The sequence below is a fragment of the Pseudomonas sp. F1_0610 genome, assembly GCF_047470865.1.
Lineage (GTDB): Bacteria > Pseudomonadota > Gammaproteobacteria > Pseudomonadales > Pseudomonadaceae > JAZDRH01.
Genome location: NZ_JAZDRH010000001.1, coordinates 137,577 through 156,893, shown reverse-complemented (window position 1 = coordinate 156,893; position 19,317 = coordinate 137,577). Strand labels below are relative to the sequence as shown.

Sequence of the window (19,317 nt, the reverse complement as noted above, 5' to 3'; positions counted from 1 at the left end):
GTCAAAACTTAGTTTTGCTCTTCCATTTGCTGACGAATCAAGTCACCAATAGTGGTTGGACCAGATGCATCACTTTCTTGTTTACGCAGCTCTTTGATTGCGTCTTTTTCGTCTTCAGCGTCTTTAGACTTGATAGACAAATTGATGACACGCGCTTTACGGTCGATGTTGATAATTTTAGCTTCAACTTCCTCGCCTTCTTTCAGTACGTTACGCGCATCTTCAACGCGGTCACGGCTGATTTCAGAGGCTTTTAAAGTAGCTTCAACGTCGCCAGATAACACTACAACAGCGCCTTTAGCGTCAACTTCTTTTACTACGCCTTTAACGATGCTGCCTTTCTCATGCTCAGAAGCGTAGTTAGAGAACGGATCTTCTTCTAATTGCTTAACACCTAGAGAGATACGCTCACGCTCTGGATCAACAGAAAGGATAACAGTTTCTAGTTCATCACCTTTTTTGTAGCGGCGTACTGCTTCTTCGCCTGCTTCGTGCCAGCTAATGTCTGACAAGTGAACTAAACCGTCGATACCGCCGTCAAGACCGATAAAGATACCGAAGTCAGTGATTGACTTGATAGTGCCACTGATCTTGTCGCCTTTGTTGAATTGGCTAGAGAATTCTTCCCATGGGTTTACTTTGCATTGCTTGATACCCAAAGAAATACGACGACGCTCTTCGTCGATGTCTAGCACTTGAACTTCAACATCATCACCTACTTGAACTACTTTAGATGGATGAATGTTTTTGTTAGTCCAGTCCATTTCTGAAACGTGTACTAAGCCTTCAACGCCTTCTTCTAACTCAGCAAAGCAGCCGTAGTCAGTTAGGTTAGTTACGCGTGCAGTCACACGTGTACCTTCTGGGTAGCGCGCAGTAATAGCTACCCATGGGTCTTCACCTAGTTGTTTTAGACCTAGAGAAACGCGGTTACGATCACGATCGAACTTCAATACTTTAACGTCGATTTCGTCACCAACATTTACGATCTCTGATGGATGCTTGATGCGTTTCCAAGCCATATCAGTGATGTGTAGAAGACCGTCAACGCCACCAAGATCAACGAATGCACCGTAGTCAGTAAGGTTCTTAACGATACCTTTAACTTGTTGACCTTCTTGTAGGTTTTCAAGCAGTGCTTCGCGCTCAGCGCTGTTTTCTGCTTCAAGAACGCTACGACGAGATACAACTACGTTATTACGTTTTTGATCTAGCTTGATAACTTTAAATTCAAGCTCTTTACCTTCGAGGTGCGCAGTATCACGTACTGGACGTACGTCTACTAAAGAACCTGGTAAGAATGCGCGGATACCATTAACGTCAACTGTAAAGCCGCCTTTGACTTTACCATTGATAAGACCAGTAACCACTTCTTCAGCGTTAAACGCTGCTTCCAGAACTTGCCAAGATTCAGCGCGCTTAGCTTTTTCGCGAGATAGTTTAGTTTCGCCGAAACCATCTTCTACAGCATCAAGAGCAACGCTTACTTCGTCACCCACGCTGATGGTTAATTCACCTTGTTCGTTTAAGAACTGCTCAACTGGGATAACGCCCTCAGATTTAAGACCAGCGTGCACTGTTACCCAGTCACCGTCGATATCAACAACTAAACCGCTGATGATAGAACCTGGTTGCATGTCTAAGGATTGTAGGCTTTCTTCAAAGAGTTCTGCAAAGCTTTCGCTCATGTTTATTCCTGTCGGATTAAGGGCAAGAATCTGCCCAATCCACATTCCAGATAATGTGGGTTTATTAATAAAAAAAGCAACGTTTAGGCGATTTCTGGAAAACCTAATACGCCACTCTTAGAGTGATTATTAACCATTTAACAACCTACTCTTACTCCGAATAAAGGGCGCGACTAGCGACCTCATTCAAAATTCGCTCAACCACTTGATCAATTGTCATCGTAGTTGAATCTAATACTATAGCGTCTTCTGCTGCCTTCAAAGGGGCGATGGAGCGATTTGTATCACGCTCATCACGTGCTCGAATATCATGCAAAAGATTCGCAAGATTAACATCAGCGCCCTTTTCCTTCAACTGTAAATAACGGCGACGCGCGCGTTCTTCGGCAGAAGCGGTTAAAAAAACCTTTAAAGGCGCATCCGGAAAGACGACTGTTCCCATATCCCGCCCGTCGGCAATTAAACCCGGTAAACGGCGAAAATCTTTTTGTAATTGTAAAAGCCCTGCACGTACTTCAGGAATAACGGCAAGTTTTGAAGCATTAGTTCCTACCTGTTCATTTCTGATAAGTAAATTAACATCTTCTCCTTCATAGACAATCTGCTGTTCTTGCCCGCTTTGGGCAGGTACAAAATGCACATCTAATTGAGCAGCAAATTGTTCTAAATAGGCTAAATCATCTGTATTTACCTGATGTTTATTAACCGCAAAGGCCAATACGCGATAGAGTGCTCCTGAGTCCAGTAAGTCCCAATTTAGCGCTTTTGCTAGAAGACTTGCGACAGTGCCTTTGCCACTTCCACTAGGTCCATCAATAGTAATTACAGGTATAAATTTCACACCAACTCCTCTTTCACATTCATTCCAACCATTTGACAGAGCTGCACAAACCCTGGGAATGACGTTGCTACATGCTGTGCTTCGTGTATTTTAATTGGTTGAGTTGCACGCAAAGAAGCCACTGCAAACGACATTGCAATACGGTGATCGCCTTGCGCCCAAATTTCTGCGCCCCCCATAGTGCCGCCTTCAATAATAATACCATCAACTGTAGGCTGTACTTGGATACCCATTTGTGCCAAGCCATCAGCCATGACTTGAATGCGATCAGACTCTTTGACACGTAACTCTTCAGCCCCTGTTAAAACTGTTTTACCTTGCGCACAAGCCGCTGCAATAAAGATCACAGGGAATTCATCAATCGCCAACGGCACAAGCTCAGCAGGAATATTGATGCCAGTGAGCGAAGCACTACGCACGCGAATATCAGCCACCATTTCACCGCCTACTTCATGGATATTTTCTAGGCTAATATCAGCGCCCATTAATTTCAGAATATCAATGATGCCCGTACGTGTTGGATTAATACCAACATGCTCCAACACAACCTCTGAAGCTTCTGGCGCGATAGAGGCGGCCACCATAAAGAAAGCCGCTGATGAAATATCCCCAGGCACATCAATATGGGTTGCTTTAAGTTTGTGTCCACTTTCCACTTTGGCAATATTGCCTTGTACTTCAACAGGATAGCCAAAGCCGCGCAGCATGCGCTCAGTATGGTCGCGCGTGGGTGCAGGCTCTGCAACTGATGTGACACCTGAAGCATATAACCCTGCTAATAGCAAACATGATTTAACCTGAGCGCTGGCCATTGGCATTTCATAGTGCATGGCGGTCAATAAATGGTTACCGCGAATAGTTAACGGAGGACGACCTTCTGGCCCTGTCTCAATTACCGCGCCCATTTCACGCAATGGTTTGGCCACGCGATTCATTGGTCGTTTAGATAGCGAAGCATCGCCAGTCAATACAGTGTCAAATGGCTGTGCGGCTAGTAAGCCTGCCAATAAGCGCATAGAGGTACCTGAGTTGCCTAGATAAATGGCTCCTGGTGCTGGTTTTAAACCAGTAAGCCCTACGCCATGGACTGTGACCTTGCCTTGCTGCGGCCCTTCAATAACCACACCCATATCACGAAATGCTTGAATAGTGGCTAAAGCATCTTCACCTTCTAAAAAGCCTTCAATCTGTGTTGTGCCTTCTGCGATAGCGCCCAGCATAATGGAGCGATGTGAAATAGATTTATCGCCAGGCACGCGCACAGTACCATTCACACTGCCGCCTGGGGTTGCTATAAATACAAGGTCATTATTTTGCATACTATCCACATAAGCCCTTTGGGCTAAAATTTTACTAAAATGCTCACGCGCCATCTGGGCTCGCGTAAAAACCCCCAGCATGTAATGCCCATCTTGATTGATTACTGCTTCGCGTAAGCTATCAAGGTCATGGCGAAATACATCTAGTTGCTGTAAGACGGCATTACGATTAGCCAGAAAAATATCATGCCACATTTGTGGATCACTGGCGGCAATGCGGGTAAAGTCGCGAAAGCCGCCCGCTGCATAGCGAAAGACGTCAAGATTTTCATCGCGTTTAGCCAAAGAATCAACTAAAGCATAGGATAATAAATGAGGTAAATGGCTAGTGGCCGCCAGCACGAAGTCATGGTACTCAGGGTCCATTGACTCTACATCGGCATCTAGTAATTGCCACAGCTTAGTCACAACACTGAGCGCCGTCTTATCGGTATGCTCATTAGGCGTCAAAATCACCTTGTGATGTTTAAAAAGCTCAGGATTAACCGACTCTACGCCATGCTGTTCAGATCCGGCAATAGGATGCCCAGGAACAAAATAACTTGGCACCATACCAAAAGCTGACTTAGCGGCATCAATCAAACTGGCTTTAGCACTGCCTACATCAGTGATGATTACCTGCTGCAGCTTTAGCTCTGCCAATTCATGTAGCAATGTTTCCAAGGCAAGAATAGGCACCGCCAATTGAATAATAGAAGCACCTTCACAGGCTTTAGCTAAATCCTGCGTGCACCAATCGACGATACCTAGCTCAATCGCGGTTTTGCAAGATTTTTCATTTAAATCAACACCAACTATTTCATCAAAAATATGCTGTTGTTTTAAACCTTTAGCAAAGGATGAGCCAATCAGACCCAAGCCAATCACAACAAGACGTTTAAAGTGAAGTTTATCGTCAATGGGCGATAACAATTCAGGCATGCTTAAGTACCGAAGTTAAAGCGGCTAAAAAACCAGCGTTTTCTTGTTCAGTGCCTACTGAAACACGCAAGAAAGTTGGCATGTCATAGCCCGCTATTGGACGCACAATAACGCCTTTTTCCAACAATGCTTGGTTAATAGGGGCGGCATCGCGCTTAAAATCAACGGCTATAAAGTTACCAAATGATGGTATCCAGCTTAATCCTAAGCGTTTAAAACCTTGTTCTAGTTGTCGCATGCCTTTTGTATTTTCTTGGCGAACATGCTCAATATGCGCCTGATCATCCAATGCCGCACAGGCTCCTGCTAACGCCATGCTATTGACATTAAAGGGTTGGCGAACTCGGTTGAGCACATCAGCTACCACATCACTAGAAATCGCATAACCTACACGTAAGGCGGCCAAACCGTAGGCTTTAGAGAAGGTACGAGACACTACTAAGTTTGGATACTGTGCCAGTAATGACAAACTATTAGCAATCACGCCTTGCTCTGTGTATTCAATATAGGCTTCATCCATCACCACTAAAACATGTGCTGGGACTTTCGCCAAGAAGGACTCTAGTTCGGACTGATCGAACGCAGTGCCCGTTGGGTTGTTAGGATTTGAAACAAAGGCAATCCGCGTATTAGCATCCATTGCAGCTAACATCGCATCTAGGTCATGGCCATAGTTTTTCGCAGGCACTTCTCGACATTCGCCATCAGCGGCTAAAATAGCTAATGGGTACGCAACAAAAGCATGCTGGCTATAAACAGCGTTTAAGCCTGGTTTAATCCATGCTTTAGCCATTAAGTCTAAAATATCATTAGAACCATTGCCTAATGTAATTTGGCTAGGCTTTACCTGATATAGTGCGCTTATTTTTTGCTTGATTTGGTAACCACCGCCATCAGGATATCGTGCCAAGTCGGCCAATTGCTGCTCAATTGCAAAAGCAACTTTAGCACTAGGCCCTATAGGGTTTTCATTGCTTGCTAACTTAATAATATCTTTTATTGCAACACCGTATTCACGAGCCACTTCTTCAATTGGCTTACCCGTAACATAGGGAGAAATTTTTTGCACGCCAGGCAATGCCTGAGCAAGAAAATCACACGTCATGATTAAACCTCAGGCTAAAAAAGCAAGCCTTTTTAATAGCTTGCTTCTATTTTTTAAAGTACTGCTTTAGGGTATGAACCTAGAACTTTTAAACCAATTGACTCTTCCGAGATCTTTTCAAAAGCGGCTCGTACCAATGGGTCGCTATGATGTCCAATAAAATCAATAAAGAACACATAAGACCATTTACCACTGCGTGATGGGCGCGTTTCAATACGCGTAAGGTCCAAGCCTCGCGCTTGAAATGGAATAAGCAACTCGTGTAAAGCACCAGGTTTATTGTTTACTGAAACAATCACTGATGTTTTATCATCGCCTGTTGCTGGCACGCTTTGGTTACCAATAATCAAGAAGCGCGTTGAGTTATCTGGGCGATCCTCAATCTTGTCTTCTAGGATAGTCAAACCATACAACTGGGCCGCCATATCACCTGCAATAGCGGCGCTATTCCATTCACTCTGCACGCGCTTAGCAGCATCTGCATTGCTAGAAACAGCTACACGCTCGGCATTTGGATAATGTGCATCTAGCCATTTGCGACATTGTGCAAGCGATTGAGCATGTGAGTAGATGCGTGTAATTTTATCGGTTTTGGTATTGCTACCCACCAATAAATGATGATGAATACGCAACTCGACTTCGCCACAAATGACCAAGTCGTGCTCCATAAAGCTATCCAGCGTATGGTTAATAGCACCTTCCGTTGAGTTCTCAACTGGTACTACACCAAAATTAACAGAGCCTGCAGCCACTTCGCGAAAAATCTCATCAATAGCGGCCATAGGCTTGCTAATCACGGCTTTACCAAAGTGTTTCAAGGTAGCCGCTTGTGAGAAGGTACCTTCTGGCCCTAAATAAGCAATTTTTAATGGCTGCTCTAGGGCAAGGCACGTAGACATGATTTCACGAAATAGGCGTGCCATTTCTTCATTGTCAATAGGCCCTTTATTGAGCTGCATAATGCGTTTTAATACTTGGGCTTCACGCTCAGGGCGATAGAAAACAACCTCTTCACCTTCGGCTAGCTCACGCATTTTAATATTGCCAACTTCTTGGGCACAGCGGGCACGCTCACTGATCAAGTCAAGAATTTTTTCATCCAACTGATCAATGCGTACGCGAAGTGCTTGCAGTTCCTGACTGCTCATTTAAGCTTTTTCCTTCTCGAATTCGCGCATGTAATCAACTAAGGCTTGTACTGCATCTAAACCAACGGCGTTATAGATAGAGGCGCGCATACCACCCACTGAGCGATGCCCTTTTAGATTAAGCAAGCCACGTTCCTCAGCACCTGCGAGGAAGGCTTTATCTAAAGATTCATCCGCCAAACGGAAAGGAATATTCATCCAAGAGCGGCATTCTTTAGCTACTGGATTGGTATAGAAGCTACTTTCATCAATGGCTTTATAAAGTAACTCTTTCTTTTCTCGATTGAGTTTTTCCATTGCTAGCACGCCACCTTGTGCTTTTAGCCATTTAAATACAAGGCCTGATAAATACCACGAAAAGGTAGGCGGTGTATTGTACATGGAGTCATTGTCGGCAATCACTTTGTAGTCCATTACTGTTGGACAGCTAGCGCGAGCTTTGCCTAATAAGTCTTCACGAATAATGCCGATTAAAAGGCCACTTGGGCCAATATTTTTTTGTGCTCCGGCATAGATCATGCCAAAGTCAGCCACGTTAATGGGGCGTGATAAAATATCAGATGACATATCCGCAACCAGTGGCACGCCATTTGTTTCTGGAACCCAATCAAACTGTACACCACCAATAGTTTCATTGGTTGCATAATGCACATAAGCGGCATCTTTGCTTAGCTGCCATTCACGTTGAGCAGGAATATCAAAGTAGTTATGTGCTTTGCCTGTTGCAGCGATATTTACTTTGCCAAAATGCGCCGCTTCTTTCGCACTTTTACCTGACCAAATACCTGTATCGATATAGTCTGCCACACCATTTTCTGGCAGCAGATTCAAGGGGATTTGTGCAAATTGCTGGCTAGCGCCCCCCTGCATAAACAATACTTTGTAATTGTTGGGAATACTGAGCAGGTCGCGAAAGTCTTGCTCGGCCTGCTCGGCAATGCCTACAAAATCTGCGCCACGGTGACTCATCTCCATTACGGATAATCCCTTGCCGTGCCAATCTAGCATCTCCTCTCTGGCACGTTGCAGTACTGCTTCTGGTAGCGCGGCTGGGCCTGCGCAGAAGTTATAGGCTCGTTTACTCACTTGGCTCTCACTCTTGATCATTGCCTAGTTCGTCGGCTGCGGGCACTTCACCTGCAACAACGGCGACTTCATCACTTAATTCTTCAGCGGTTGCTTCACCGTTATCTGAAGGTTCTTGCACTCGCTCAAGGCCAACTAATTTTTCATTATTAGCTAGCTTAATCAAGGTAACACCTTGTGTGTTTCTTGACTGCGAGGAAACTTCATCAACCCGCGTACGCACTAAAGTGCCCTGATCAGAGATCAACATAATCTCTTCACCAGCCTGCACCTGCACTGCACCGACAAGCTTGCCATTGCGTTCGTTTTGCACTTGAGCAATAACGCCTTGGCCGCCACGTCCACGTAACGGGAACTCAGCCAATGGTGTACGTTTACCATAGCCTTTCTCAGAAGCTGTTAGAATTTGCGCTTCAAGTTCTGGAATCAACATAGAAATTAAACGCTGATCAGCACTGATACGCATACCACGAACACCGCGGGCAGTACGTCCCATTTGACGCACTTTGCTTTCTTTAAAGCGAATGACTTTGCCAGCATCAGAGAACAGCATTACATGCTTAGAACCATCTGTAATCGCTGCTGCAATCAACGTATCGCCCTCTTCAAGGCGCAGCGCAATTAAACCTGAACTACGTGGGCGACGGAACTGAATCAATGGCGTTTTCTTAACTGTACCTTTAGCTGTTGCCATAAAGATATAGGCGCCATCAGCTTCATCGTATTCATTCTCGTCAGCGCTATCCTCATCCTCAGTTTCCACTACTTCTGCTGCGCTCTCGATGACATCATCCGTATCATCAAGGTCTTCATCACCTGCTTGGGCATTTAATGCCTCAAGATCAATTTCCAACATAGCGGTAATGCATTCATCGTCATCCAAAGGTAATAGGTTAACCAATGGGCGACCACGTGAGGCACGCGAGGCTTCAGGAATTTCAAAAGTACGTAGCCAGTAAACCTTGCCTTTACTGGAGAACAGCAGCAATGTGGCATGGCTATTAGCCACTAAAAGATGTTCAATATAGTCTTCATCTTTCACACCTGTGGCGGACTTACCACGCCCACCACGACGTTGCGCTTGATAAGACTCTAATGGCTGGCTCTTGGCGTAACCACCATGGGAAATGGTAACAACACGCTCTTCAACTGGAATTAAATCTGCTGAGGTTAAATCAACTTGTGATGCAATGATTTCTGAGCGACGCTCATCACCGAACTCATCTTTCACTTTATTGAGCTCTTCACGAATCACTTCAAGTAAACGCTCAGGGCTATTTAAGATATGTAGTAATTCTGCAATTTGCTCAAGAATTTGCTGGTATTCAGCAACTAACTTTTCATGCTCTAGCCCTGTTAGGCGGTGTAAGCGTAAATCTAAGATAGCTTGTGCTTGCTCAGGCGATAAGTGGTAAAAGCCATCACGCATGCCATATTGCTCTGGCAAATCTTCAGGACGGCATGAAAGTGCACCTGAGCGCTCCAACATTGCGGTTACTGCTTCTGACTTCCAAGCGTGCGCAATTAAACGCTCTTTAGCTTCGGCTGGTGTTGGTGATTGGCGGATTAACTCAATTACTGGATCAATATTAGACAGCGCAACCGTTTGCCCCTCTAAAATATGCCCCCGTTCACGCGCTTTACGCAGCTCATAAACAGTACGACGTGTCACTACTTCACGGCGATGACGCAAGAACACATCTAGCATATCGCGCAAATTCAATAAGCGAGGACGACCGTCAACCAAAGCCACGTTATTGATACCAAACACCGATTGCATTTGGGTTTGTGCATACAGGTTATTCAATACCACTTCGGGCATTTCACCACGGCGAAGCTCAATCACAATACGCATGCCGTCCTTATCAGACTCATCACGTAGCTCGCTGATGCCTTCTATCTTTTTCTCTTTAACCAGTTCAGCAATTTTCTCAACTAATTTTGCTTTATTAACTTGATAAGGCAGTTCAGTCACTACAATTTGCTGACGAGTTCCTGTTTTATCAACATCTTCAAATCCAGCACGGGCACGCATGTACACACGACCACGGCCAGTACGGTAAGCTTCAATAATGCCCGCTCGGCCATTGATAATACCAGCCGTTGGGAAGTCCGGGCCTGGGATGTATTGCATTAAATCATCAACAGATAAATCAGGATTATCAATTAATGCAAGGCAACCTGTGATCACTTCTGTAAGGTTATGCGGTGGAATATTAGTTGCCATACCCACCGCAATACCTGATGAACCATTAACCAGCAAGGCAGGAATTTTAGTAGGCAATACCGCTGGGATTTGCTGTGTGCCATCATAGTTGGGTACCCAGTCGACCGTTTCTTTTTCTAGATCGGCGAGTAATTCATGGGTAATTTTCGCCATACGCACTTCGGTATATCGCATAGCAGCTGCGCTATCGCCATCAACCGAACCGAAGTTACCTTGCCCATCCACCAGCATGTAACGCATTGAGAATGGCTGTGCCATACGTACAATGGTTTCATAAACTGCTGAGTCACCATGTGGGTGATATTTACCGATTACGTCGCCAACAACACGGGCAGACTTGAGGTAGGCTTTATTCCAGTCATTACCTAACTCCTTCATGGCAAACAGGACGCGCCGATGCACTGGTTTTAAACCATCGCGGGCATCTGGTAATGCACGACCTACAATTACGCTCATTGCATAATCAAGATAGGATTGACGCATTTCGTCTTCGATCTTGATCGGTAAAATTTCTCTAGCCAATTCACCCATGGACGCTTGGTTCCTTAATAACGCAGTAAAGCAAGCTAAGCATCATAGCACATGGCACCCTTGATTGTGCTAGTGCCAATACTGTTTTACTTAGCCTTGCTGTAGATTCACTAATGTAAACTTACAGAATGCATTAACTGATACATTTTTTCTGCGTTCGGTTGCTCAACCACACCTTTTTCTGTGACTATCGCGTCAATTAAATGGGCAGGTGTTACATCAAACACAGGATTAAAAGCCGGCACTTGTGCTGCTACAGTTTGCCCTGCCAGTTGCACAAGCTCTTTTGCTTCACGCTCTTCTATGGGAATTAGCCCACCATGTGCTAGTTCCATATCAATGCTTGAGCTAGGGGCTACCACCATAAATTTAACAGCATGATAGCGTGCAAGCACCGCCAGTTGATAGGTGCCTATCTTGTTCGCCACATCGCCATTTGCGGTGATTCGATCAGCACCTACAACCACCCAAGTAATATTGCCTTCACGCATTAAATGCGCTGCAGCGGAATCAACATTCAAACTAACAGAAATACCTTCTTCAGATAACTCATAAGCCGTTAGGCGAGAACCTTGTAGCCAAGGACGTGTTTCATCAACATGCACCAATGAGACTAAGCCCGCATGGTGCGCTGCGCGAATAACCCCCAAAGCTGTACCAAAACCACCTGTAGCCAAGGCCCCTGTATTACAATGGGTCAATAACTCTTGCGCGGTTTCACAACCACGCTTAATAAGTGCGGCACCGTATTCTGCCATAGTCAGATTGGCCTCTCGGTCATCTGCAAAAATAGTTTGCGCAGCTTGCTCAGTTTGGTTTAAAGCGTTTTGCCAATCAAATGTTTGCTCAACCACTGCACGTAACTGTTTCAGGGCCCAGAATAAATTAACAGCTGTCGGCCTAGAGGCTGCCAATAGCTCAATATCAGCCAAAACAGCATTCTTCCATTGCGGATTATGTTGTTGTGCTTTAACTGAGAGCACTACAGCAAAGGCTGCGGCGATACCAATAGCAGGCGCACCACGCACGCTCATTTCACGAATAGCCTGAGCAACCTGCCCAGCATTCTGACAATGAAGCCAAAGAATTTCTTGCGGCAAAGCGCGTTGATCTAGCAGCTCTAACACACCTGAATGCCAGCGCAAGGCGGTAATTTTCTCTGCCGCATACATTTTTTCTCGCATAGCATCCTCAACCTTGCAAAAGTGCTTAAGTATACCGAAAAAACCAATTTTTGCGTGCCTTGTAGTGCAATACTCACGTCAGACTACAGCTTGTAACATTTTTTAATTACACTGCACCACAGCCTTAGTTTGCTAATGACAAGGAATAATTACATGCCTCAAACTGTGCTTGATCTTTTACTACTACCTACGTGGTTAATTCCTGTTGAACCTGCAGGTGTTGTACTAACAGATTACGCACTAGGCATTAAAGACGGCAAAATAGCGCTAATAGCACCACGTGAAAAAGCATTAAAGATTCCCAGTTTAGAAACTATTGAGCTCTTTCAGTGCGCACTGACACCTGGTCTTATTAATACTCACTGTCATGCTGCCATGAGTCTATTTCGTGGACTAGCAGATGATCTGCCACTGCAAACTTGGTTACAAGATCATATTTGGCCTGCTGAAGCTAAATGGGTCAATGAAGATTTTATTCGTGTAGGTACTGATCTTGCCATTGCGGAGCAATTAAAAAGCGGCATTACTACCTACTCAGACATGTATTTTTATCCTGAAATAGCGGCTCAACAAGTGCATACTCAAGGCATTCGAGCGCAAATAACAGTACCTATTTTAGACTTTCCAGTTCCGGGTGCGGCTAGTTCACAAATAGCCATTAAGCAAGGACTCGTGTTATTTAATGATCTAAAAAACCACCCTCGTATACAAATTGGACTAGGCCCTCATGCACCCTACACTGTAAATGATGACGGGTTACGCAACATTGCTACTCTAACCGCCCAGCTAGACTGCCCAATTCAAATGCACGTACATGAAACGGCCCATGAAATTGAGAAAAGTTTAGCTATACATGGCATGCGTCCTTTAGCACGCCTTGAAAAACTTGGCTTGCTAGGACCTCATTTTCAAGCAGTACATATGACACAAGTTAGCGCAGACGATATTGAAATACTCAGAAAAACGAGCTCTCATGTGGTGCACTGCCCTGAATCTAACTTAAAGCTGGCCAGCGGATTCTGCCCAGTTGACCGACTAGAACAAGCGGGGATTAACATTTCGCTAGGCACTGATGGCGCAGCCAGTAATAACGACCTTGATCTACTCAGTGAAACACGTACCGCAGCCCTTCTTGCCAAAGCTATCGCTGGTAGCGCAAGTGCATTAAATGCTCACCAAGCATTGCGCATGGCAACCCTAAATGGTGCTAAAACCCTAGGCCTAGAAGACAGTATAGGCTCTATTGAAATTGGCAAATGGGCAGACTTAGTAGCCTTTGATTTAAATAAATTAGCTCAACAGCCTGTTTACGACCCTGTATCACAACTTATTTACGCCAGCAATGCATCCTGTGTGCGACATGTTTGGGTTGGCGGAAAACTACTGGTAAAAGATCATCATTTAATCCGTATTGATGAGGCCGCATTAGTGCAAACCACACGCGAGTGGGGTTTAAAGATTGCTGCTTTTGATCATCGAGCAGACACTACTCAAAAATAGTGTACCACCACAAAAGCATTAGGTATTTTTTAAAAATTAAAAAGTTCCCAGCCTGAGTTTGCAAACTTCAATTTAGCTTGTTATATCAAGTAATGAGTCAAAATTTTATATTTACTAGCAATTTACCAAGACAAACCTTGGGCACTTTTCAATTAAATGGCATCATATATCAATTCTGTTTTGCTGCTGCGTTTACGAGGAGCTGGTATGTCAAACGTCGATCAGGCTGAAATTGCCAAATTTGAAGCCTTAGCACACCGCTGGTGGGATCGGGAAAGCGAATTCAAACCCTTGCACGATATCAACCCACTGCGCGTGAACTGGATAGATCAGCGTGCTTCTTTAGCTGGTAAAAAAGTACTAGATGTGGGCTGTGGCGGTGGTATTTTAAGCGAAGCCATGGCACACCGCGGCGCACAAGTAACGGGTATCGACATGGGCGAAGCGCCTTTATCAGTAGCCCGTTTACACCAACTAGAATCAAATCTCACCATTGATTACCGACAAATCACAGCAGAAAACTTAGCTGTCGAAATGCCTGAGCAGTTTGACGTAGTGACTTGTCTTGAAATGTTAGAACATGTACCCGACCCAGCCTCGGTTATTCGCTCTTGCTTTGAACTAGTAAAACCAGGTGGGCAGGTATTTTTTTCTACTATTAGTCGCAATACTAAAGCCTATTTAATGGCAGTGATTGGCGCCGAATACATTATGCAAATGATTCCACGCGGCACTCATGATTATAAAAAATTTATTCGCCCTTCTGAACTAGGAGCCTGGTGTCGTGATGTTGGCTTAACAGTTACAGATATGACAGGACTGACCTATAACCCCATCAGTAAAAACTACAAACTAGTCGCTTCTGATGTGGATGTGAATTATATGATAGCTACAGTTAAGGAGGCTTAATGCGCTGGCAAGCCGTGTTGTTTGACCTAGATGGCACCTTAATGGATACCGCCTTAGATTTTATTTCCATTGCTCAACAAATGCGTGTTGAGCATGGCCTTCCTGAAATGCCAGCGCCACGCATTCGAGAAGTTATCTCCGGTGGTGCTGCTGCCATTGTTGAAACTGCACTCGAAATCAGTGAATCCGATAGCGCCTTTGAAGCCTTACGCCAAGAATTTTTAAAGCGTTATCAAACCCAATGCGCCGTACATACCTCCTTATTTGCTGGTATGAAAAACGTATTAACCCAGCTAGAACAAGCAGGTATTATCTGGGGTATTGCGACAAATAAACCCGTACGTTATGCCGAACCTATTCTCCAGCAGCTCGACTTAGAGCAACGCTGTGCTGTTTTAATGTGCCCCGAGCATGTGGAAAACAGCAAACCTGCCCCCGATATGTTGCTTAAAGCCTGTGAAATTTTGCAAGTAGAACCCCAAAAGGTACTCTATATTGGGGATGATCAACGAGATATTCAGGCTGCTGAGGCTGCTGGGATGTACAGTATTGCTGCACGCTATGGCTATATTCACCCGCAAGACAACCCTGATAACTGGGGTGCCAATGCAGTGATCAATCAGCCCCAAGAGTTGTTAGCTATTATTGAGCGAACAAGCTGTAGCTGTTAAAGAACATTTTGCTAGAGAGTTAATTATGTTTGCATATCATGCGCGAAATGACTTACTAAAAGATCGCGTTATTTTAGTTACAGGTGCCAGTTCAGGCATAGGTGCAACTGCCGCACAATGCTTCGCCGCACATGGCGCCACCGTCCTCTTATTAGGCCGCCAAGAGGACGCGCTAAATGCCATTTATGACCAAATTATTGCCCAAGGTAATCCTGAACCTGTTGTTATTCCCTTAGACTTAGAAAGCGCCCAAACACCACAATACAACGAACTAGCAGCCATGATTGAGCAAGCCTTTGGTCGCCTAGATGGGCTACTACATAATGCCTCCATTCTAGGGCCGCGCACGCCACTAGAGCAGCTCAGCGGGGAGCACTTTAACCGTGTCATGAATATCAATGTAAATGCTGCCTTTAACTTAACCCGCGCCATGATCCCTATTCTGCGCCTCTCTCAAGATGCCTCTGTTGTTTTCACCTCAAGCAGCGTTGGCCGTAAAGGACGCGCCTACTGGGGAGCTTATGCGGTTTCTAAATTTGCCACAGAAGGCTTAATGCAAGTAATGGCTGATGAAATGGATGAAACCAATGTACGTGTCAACAGCCTCAACCCTGGCGCCACACGCACCAATATGCGCGCCCATGCCTATCCTGGAGAAAATCCAGACAACAATCCTACACCAGAAGAAATCATGCCTGTTTACCTTTACCTAATGGGTGAAGATAGCCAACATGAAAATGGTAAAGCCTTTAACGCTCAAGACTAAAACCTCTTCTGTATCAGCTAGATAACGCCTGTATCAACTGAGCTAAGGCAGGCGTTGCTCAGTTAACCTAGAGCTTAGTCAGCTAGCCAGTCGACAATCATTTCTTTAACGACCTTAACCAAAGACGCTCCATTTTGATCAAGAAAAAAATGGTTTTGATGATCAATAAAAACAAACTTAACGTTCTTATTAGTCAAAGCTTGTGACATAGCAAGCGCTCCTTGCCAATCCACATTTTCATCCTTTGTCGTCTGGATATAGAGTAAGCGCACCTGGCTCTGTTCTAAGCTATGCTGCAAATCTACCGCCATTGCATCTCGCCACCATTTCGCACCATGCCCTGATAGACTACCAGAGTTAGCTGATGCTAAGCCTTTCACTTTGGCAATAAAGTCGGCCTGAGCTGCCGCTAAATGTTCAGTAGGCACTGTTGCAGCGAGATTATGCAAAATATCATCCAGAAAAAAGCGACTCCCACCATTAATTAAGACAGCCTTGTCAATATAATCAGCCTTGTGCGCAATTAACGCTGCCACGACAGCACCTTCACTTCCACCCAATAAATATATTTTTTCATAGTGAGACTTTAGATAGGCTAAGACATGCAAATAATCGTCCCTGCGTTGCAGCACAGAGTCATTTAACAAATAGTCCACTGGGCAATCAGATCGAGCTTCATCGAGTCTATACGGCAGTTCATTCGTAATAGCATATTTTTCAACTAACAATACATCAGCTTCTACGAGCTGCGTAAAGTTTTCACGGACAAACTGGTTATTATAAACACTATTGCAATCACTTCCTTGTAGAACAACAAGCAATGTTTTTGTCTTATTTTCACTCATTAAATAATACTCAATTTTACTGCCATCTTCTCGAAAAAACGCTCTCTCCACAGCCTGCGCCAAAGAACAGCAACTGAGCAAAAGCAGCACGAGGTATAATCGCATTTATCCACTTCCTGTAATGTAGCTTACATTTTAATTATAAGAGCCACCAAAAAGGTTTTCAAGGTGAAAATAAATTCAATAAAATCAATACATTACAATAATTTTAAGCAAATCATTTGACGCCTTTATTTTTTTATGTAATCTATATTACATATTTTTCCCAAGGTCTAGCATCGTGCGTTACATCGTAAAGACAAACAGCCTCTGTTTCATTCTGCTTCTATCCGCCTGCTTCACTCTAGTGCTCAACATTTCATTCTGGCTATCATTGAATACAGTGATCAACAGCTCAGGAGTCGATAAAGCGCTATTAATGCTATCGGTCGCTGTTTTTATTTTTTGCTTTATTGCCTTTTGTTTTTTGCTTTTACTTTGGCAGCCCTTCTTAAAATTAGTGAGTATTTTTTTTATCATAGGCACAGCACTCAGCAATTATTTTTATTTAAAGTATAATATTTATATTGACAAGGTAATGCTGAGCAATATTTTTGAAACAGAAATAGGTGAAGCGGTAAGCTTAATAACATTAGACATGTTGTTATGGCTATTTGTAGCCGCGCTACTTCCTGCACTAATCATTATCTTCATAAAAATTGAAACTAACGACTCACGAATAAGAAGTATGATAAAAAGACTAGGAGTAATAACTATTCTTTTTATAGTTTGCATATTTTCGGTATATCCTTTCTACAAAGAGTTTGCTGCCATCAGTAGAAACAACAGACATCTTGTAAAATTAATAATGCCTGTCAATATTATAAATAGCATCTACAAGTACGCTGCTGAAAGCTCAAATACCTTTCGACCTTTAGAGCAAATTGCTCAAGATGCTTATATTACTCATACCAGAAAAAAGCTATTTATCTTAGTGTTAGGTGAGACTTCTCGTTCTCAAAATTTCTCTTTGAATGGTTATCACAAACTTACCAATCCTCAACTCGCCAACCTGTCTAACATCATTAGTTTTAAACATATGTACTCTTGCGGCACAGCGACTTCTGTTTCAGTACCTTGCATGTTTTCTAATATGACGCGAACAGAATACTCCTCCTCTGTAGCACACGCTAGGGAGAATATTTTAGATATTATCCAAAAAGCAGGGTATCGGGTCTTATGGAGAGAAAATGATTTTGGTTGCAAGGGTGTCTGTAAACGTATACCCACTCAAAAAGTTAAGGAGTATATTAGCAAAGACGCTCCTTCGTTTGGTGGCTTATATTATGACGATCACCTGTTAGATAATTTAGACGATTTTATTAACGACCAAGAAACTAACACCTTTATAGTTCTACATACTAATGGCAGTCATGGCCCAGAGTATTACAATCGCTATCGCCCTACACTCAAGCATCTATTTGAACCCGCTTGCAAAACAAATGCAATTGAAAACTACACAGAAGAAGAATTAATTAACGTATATGACAATACTATACTTCAAGTGGATGATTTATTAGCGAAAACAATTCAACTACTAGAACACTACTCAGAAAAATACGAAGTTGCTATGCTCTATGTTTCAGATCATGGCGAGTCATTAGGAGAAAAAGGTGTCTATTTACACAGCGCTCCTTACGCTATAGCTCCCCAAGAACAAAAACATATACCTATGATATTCTGGAGCGCTGATGACTATTATGAAAATAAGACCGTTAGTAAAAACTGCTTAATCAATAAAGCTGAGCACAATAACTTTAGTCATGATTATTTATTTAATTCACTATTAAGTGCCCTTGAAATTAAAACGGAAATTTATAATAAGGAGTTAGACATATTTACTGGCTGCGAGCTTTTAGATAACTAAGCATAAAAGAAATAGAATACTGTACTTGACTATTTATCTCTGTTTGCGTGATGACAATATCTTTATAGCAAAGCGCTTTTGTAAATAAATCCGACTGAAGCATTGATAGGTACTGGCATGCCAGCCTATCAATTTCATACTTTTCAAACCGCTGATCAAGAAATGGCGTTAATCTATCTGAGAGTAATTTATAAACATGCTCAGGGCCTTTAGTAAAAAAATTACTACCTATTTTAGGTAAAACATAAGCGTCATTGATTGCTAGTTTATATACTGCAATGGTTCTGCTATCGAGTATTTTATTCAGAAATAAAATACCATAATACTCCAAAGTAGCTTCTAAAGTTTCTGGTTTATAGCTCTGCTTTTCTAGCTCTTCAGGCGAAAATATGTCATTTACCATAGACTCAACAACGGCAATAAACAAGCCTTCTTTATCACCAAACAGCCGATATACAGTGGCAAAAGAGCCGCCAGACAGCGCAATCACTTTCTCAATGCTAGCACCAGAAAAACCATACTCAATAAAAACCTCACGTGCGGCTTCTACTATGGCTTTATATCTTTTTAAGCCTTTCGGTGTCAGTTCTGATAGGGGGCGCATAAATTCTCCAAATCTAGAACATAAACAATAACACACATGGCGAGGTTTTGCCTCCTCCAGTCAAAT

15 protein-coding genes are annotated in these 19,317 nt (G+C 43.5%); 5 read left to right on the top strand and 10 right to left on the bottom strand.

The annotated features are described in order from the left end of the window. Positions 1 to 8 precede the first annotated feature (8 nt). The 8 genes from rpsA to mtnA all read right to left on the bottom strand — a co-directional run bounded on the left by rpsA (position 9) and on the right by mtnA (position 12,050). A complete protein-coding gene (gene rpsA, locus VQ643_RS00730; RefSeq protein WP_414197285.1) occupies positions 9 to 1,688 on the bottom strand; it encodes a 30S ribosomal protein S1 in 1,680 nt (559 codons plus the stop codon). 151 nt (positions 1,689 to 1,839) lie between these two features. Beyond that, complete coding sequence (gene cmk / locus VQ643_RS00725) at positions 1,840 to 2,529, bottom strand: (d)CMP kinase (protein WP_414197283.1); 690 nt, start codon at positions 2,527 to 2,529, stop codon at positions 1,840 to 1,842. Beyond that, positions 2,526 to 4,769: a bifunctional prephenate dehydrogenase/3-phosphoshikimate 1-carboxyvinyltransferase gene (locus VQ643_RS00720; RefSeq protein ID WP_414197281.1), complete on the bottom strand. Its 2,244-nt coding sequence runs from the start codon at positions 4,767 to 4,769 to the stop codon at positions 2,526 to 2,528. The genes cmk and VQ643_RS00720 overlap by 4 nt, the downstream gene beginning before the upstream one ends. Further along, positions 4,762 to 5,874: a histidinol-phosphate transaminase gene (gene hisC, locus VQ643_RS00715; RefSeq protein WP_414197279.1), complete on the bottom strand. Its 1,113-nt coding sequence runs from the start codon at positions 5,872 to 5,874 to the stop codon at positions 4,762 to 4,764. The genes VQ643_RS00720 and hisC overlap by 8 nt, the downstream gene beginning before the upstream one ends. Positions 5,875 to 5,927: 53 nt before the next feature. Beyond that, the gene (gene pheA, locus VQ643_RS00710) at positions 5,928 to 7,022 is read right to left on the bottom strand and encodes a prephenate dehydratase (protein ID WP_414197277.1); all 1,095 of its coding nucleotides are present in this window, start codon (positions 7,020 to 7,022) and stop codon (positions 5,928 to 5,930) included. Beyond that, on the bottom strand, positions 7,023 to 8,108 hold the full coding sequence (serC, locus tag VQ643_RS00705; RefSeq protein ID WP_414197437.1) for a 3-phosphoserine/phosphohydroxythreonine transaminase: 1,086 nt from the start codon (positions 8,106 to 8,108) through the stop codon (positions 7,023 to 7,025). A gap of 7 nt (positions 8,109 to 8,115) precedes the next feature. Continuing rightward, positions 8,116 to 10,866, bottom strand: a complete 2,751-nt coding sequence (gyrA, locus tag VQ643_RS00700; protein WP_414197275.1) for a DNA gyrase subunit A — start codon at positions 10,864 to 10,866, stop codon at positions 8,116 to 8,118. Positions 10,867 to 10,976: 110 nt separating this feature from the next. Next, positions 10,977 to 12,050, bottom strand: a complete 1,074-nt coding sequence (gene mtnA, locus VQ643_RS00695) for an S-methyl-5-thioribose-1-phosphate isomerase (RefSeq protein WP_414197273.1) — start codon at positions 12,048 to 12,050, stop codon at positions 10,977 to 10,979. A gap of 153 nt (positions 12,051 to 12,203) precedes the next feature. Here mtnA and VQ643_RS00690 point away from each other — a divergent pair, with 153 nt between their 5' ends. The 4 genes from VQ643_RS00690 to VQ643_RS00675 all read left to right on the top strand — a co-directional run bounded on the left by VQ643_RS00690 (position 12,204) and on the right by VQ643_RS00675 (position 15,896). Beyond that, on the top strand, positions 12,204 to 13,550 hold the full coding sequence (locus VQ643_RS00690) for a TRZ/ATZ family hydrolase (RefSeq protein ID WP_414197271.1): 1,347 nt from the start codon (positions 12,204 to 12,206) through the stop codon (positions 13,548 to 13,550). Between the two features lie 207 nt (positions 13,551 to 13,757). Then, entirely contained in the window at positions 13,758 to 14,459 is a 702-nt protein-coding gene (gene ubiG / locus VQ643_RS00685; protein ID WP_414197269.1) for a bifunctional 2-polyprenyl-6-hydroxyphenol methylase/3-demethylubiquinol 3-O-methyltransferase UbiG, read from the top strand. After that, positions 14,459 to 15,130, top strand: a complete 672-nt coding sequence (locus VQ643_RS00680; RefSeq protein WP_414197267.1) for an HAD family hydrolase — start codon at positions 14,459 to 14,461, stop codon at positions 15,128 to 15,130. The genes ubiG and VQ643_RS00680 overlap by 1 nt, the downstream gene beginning before the upstream one ends. Before the next feature lie 25 nt (positions 15,131 to 15,155). Continuing rightward, complete coding sequence (locus VQ643_RS00675) at positions 15,156 to 15,896, top strand: YciK family oxidoreductase (protein ID WP_414197265.1); 741 nt, start codon at positions 15,156 to 15,158, stop codon at positions 15,894 to 15,896. Between the two features lie 74 nt (positions 15,897 to 15,970). Here VQ643_RS00675 and VQ643_RS00670 read toward each other — a convergent pair whose 3' ends face one another. Beyond that, positions 15,971 to 16,846: an alpha/beta hydrolase family protein gene (locus tag VQ643_RS00670; protein WP_414197263.1), complete on the bottom strand. Its 876-nt coding sequence runs from the start codon at positions 16,844 to 16,846 to the stop codon at positions 15,971 to 15,973. Between the two features lie 175 nt (positions 16,847 to 17,021). On the opposite strand from VQ643_RS00670, the gene VQ643_RS00665 reads away from it, so the two are divergent. Next, positions 17,022 to 18,647 carry a phosphoethanolamine transferase gene (locus tag VQ643_RS00665; RefSeq protein ID WP_414197261.1) on the top strand — a complete coding sequence of 542 codons (1,626 nt, stop codon included), beginning with the start codon at positions 17,022 to 17,024 and terminating at the stop codon, positions 18,645 to 18,647. Here the strand turns inward: VQ643_RS00665 and VQ643_RS00660 are convergent. Continuing rightward, a complete protein-coding gene (locus tag VQ643_RS00660; protein ID WP_414197259.1) occupies positions 18,619 to 19,287 on the bottom strand; it encodes a TetR/AcrR family transcriptional regulator in 669 nt (222 codons plus the stop codon). The two genes, VQ643_RS00665 and VQ643_RS00660, sit on opposite strands and share 29 nt — an antisense overlap. Between the last annotated feature and the right edge of the window lie 30 nt (positions 19,288 to 19,317).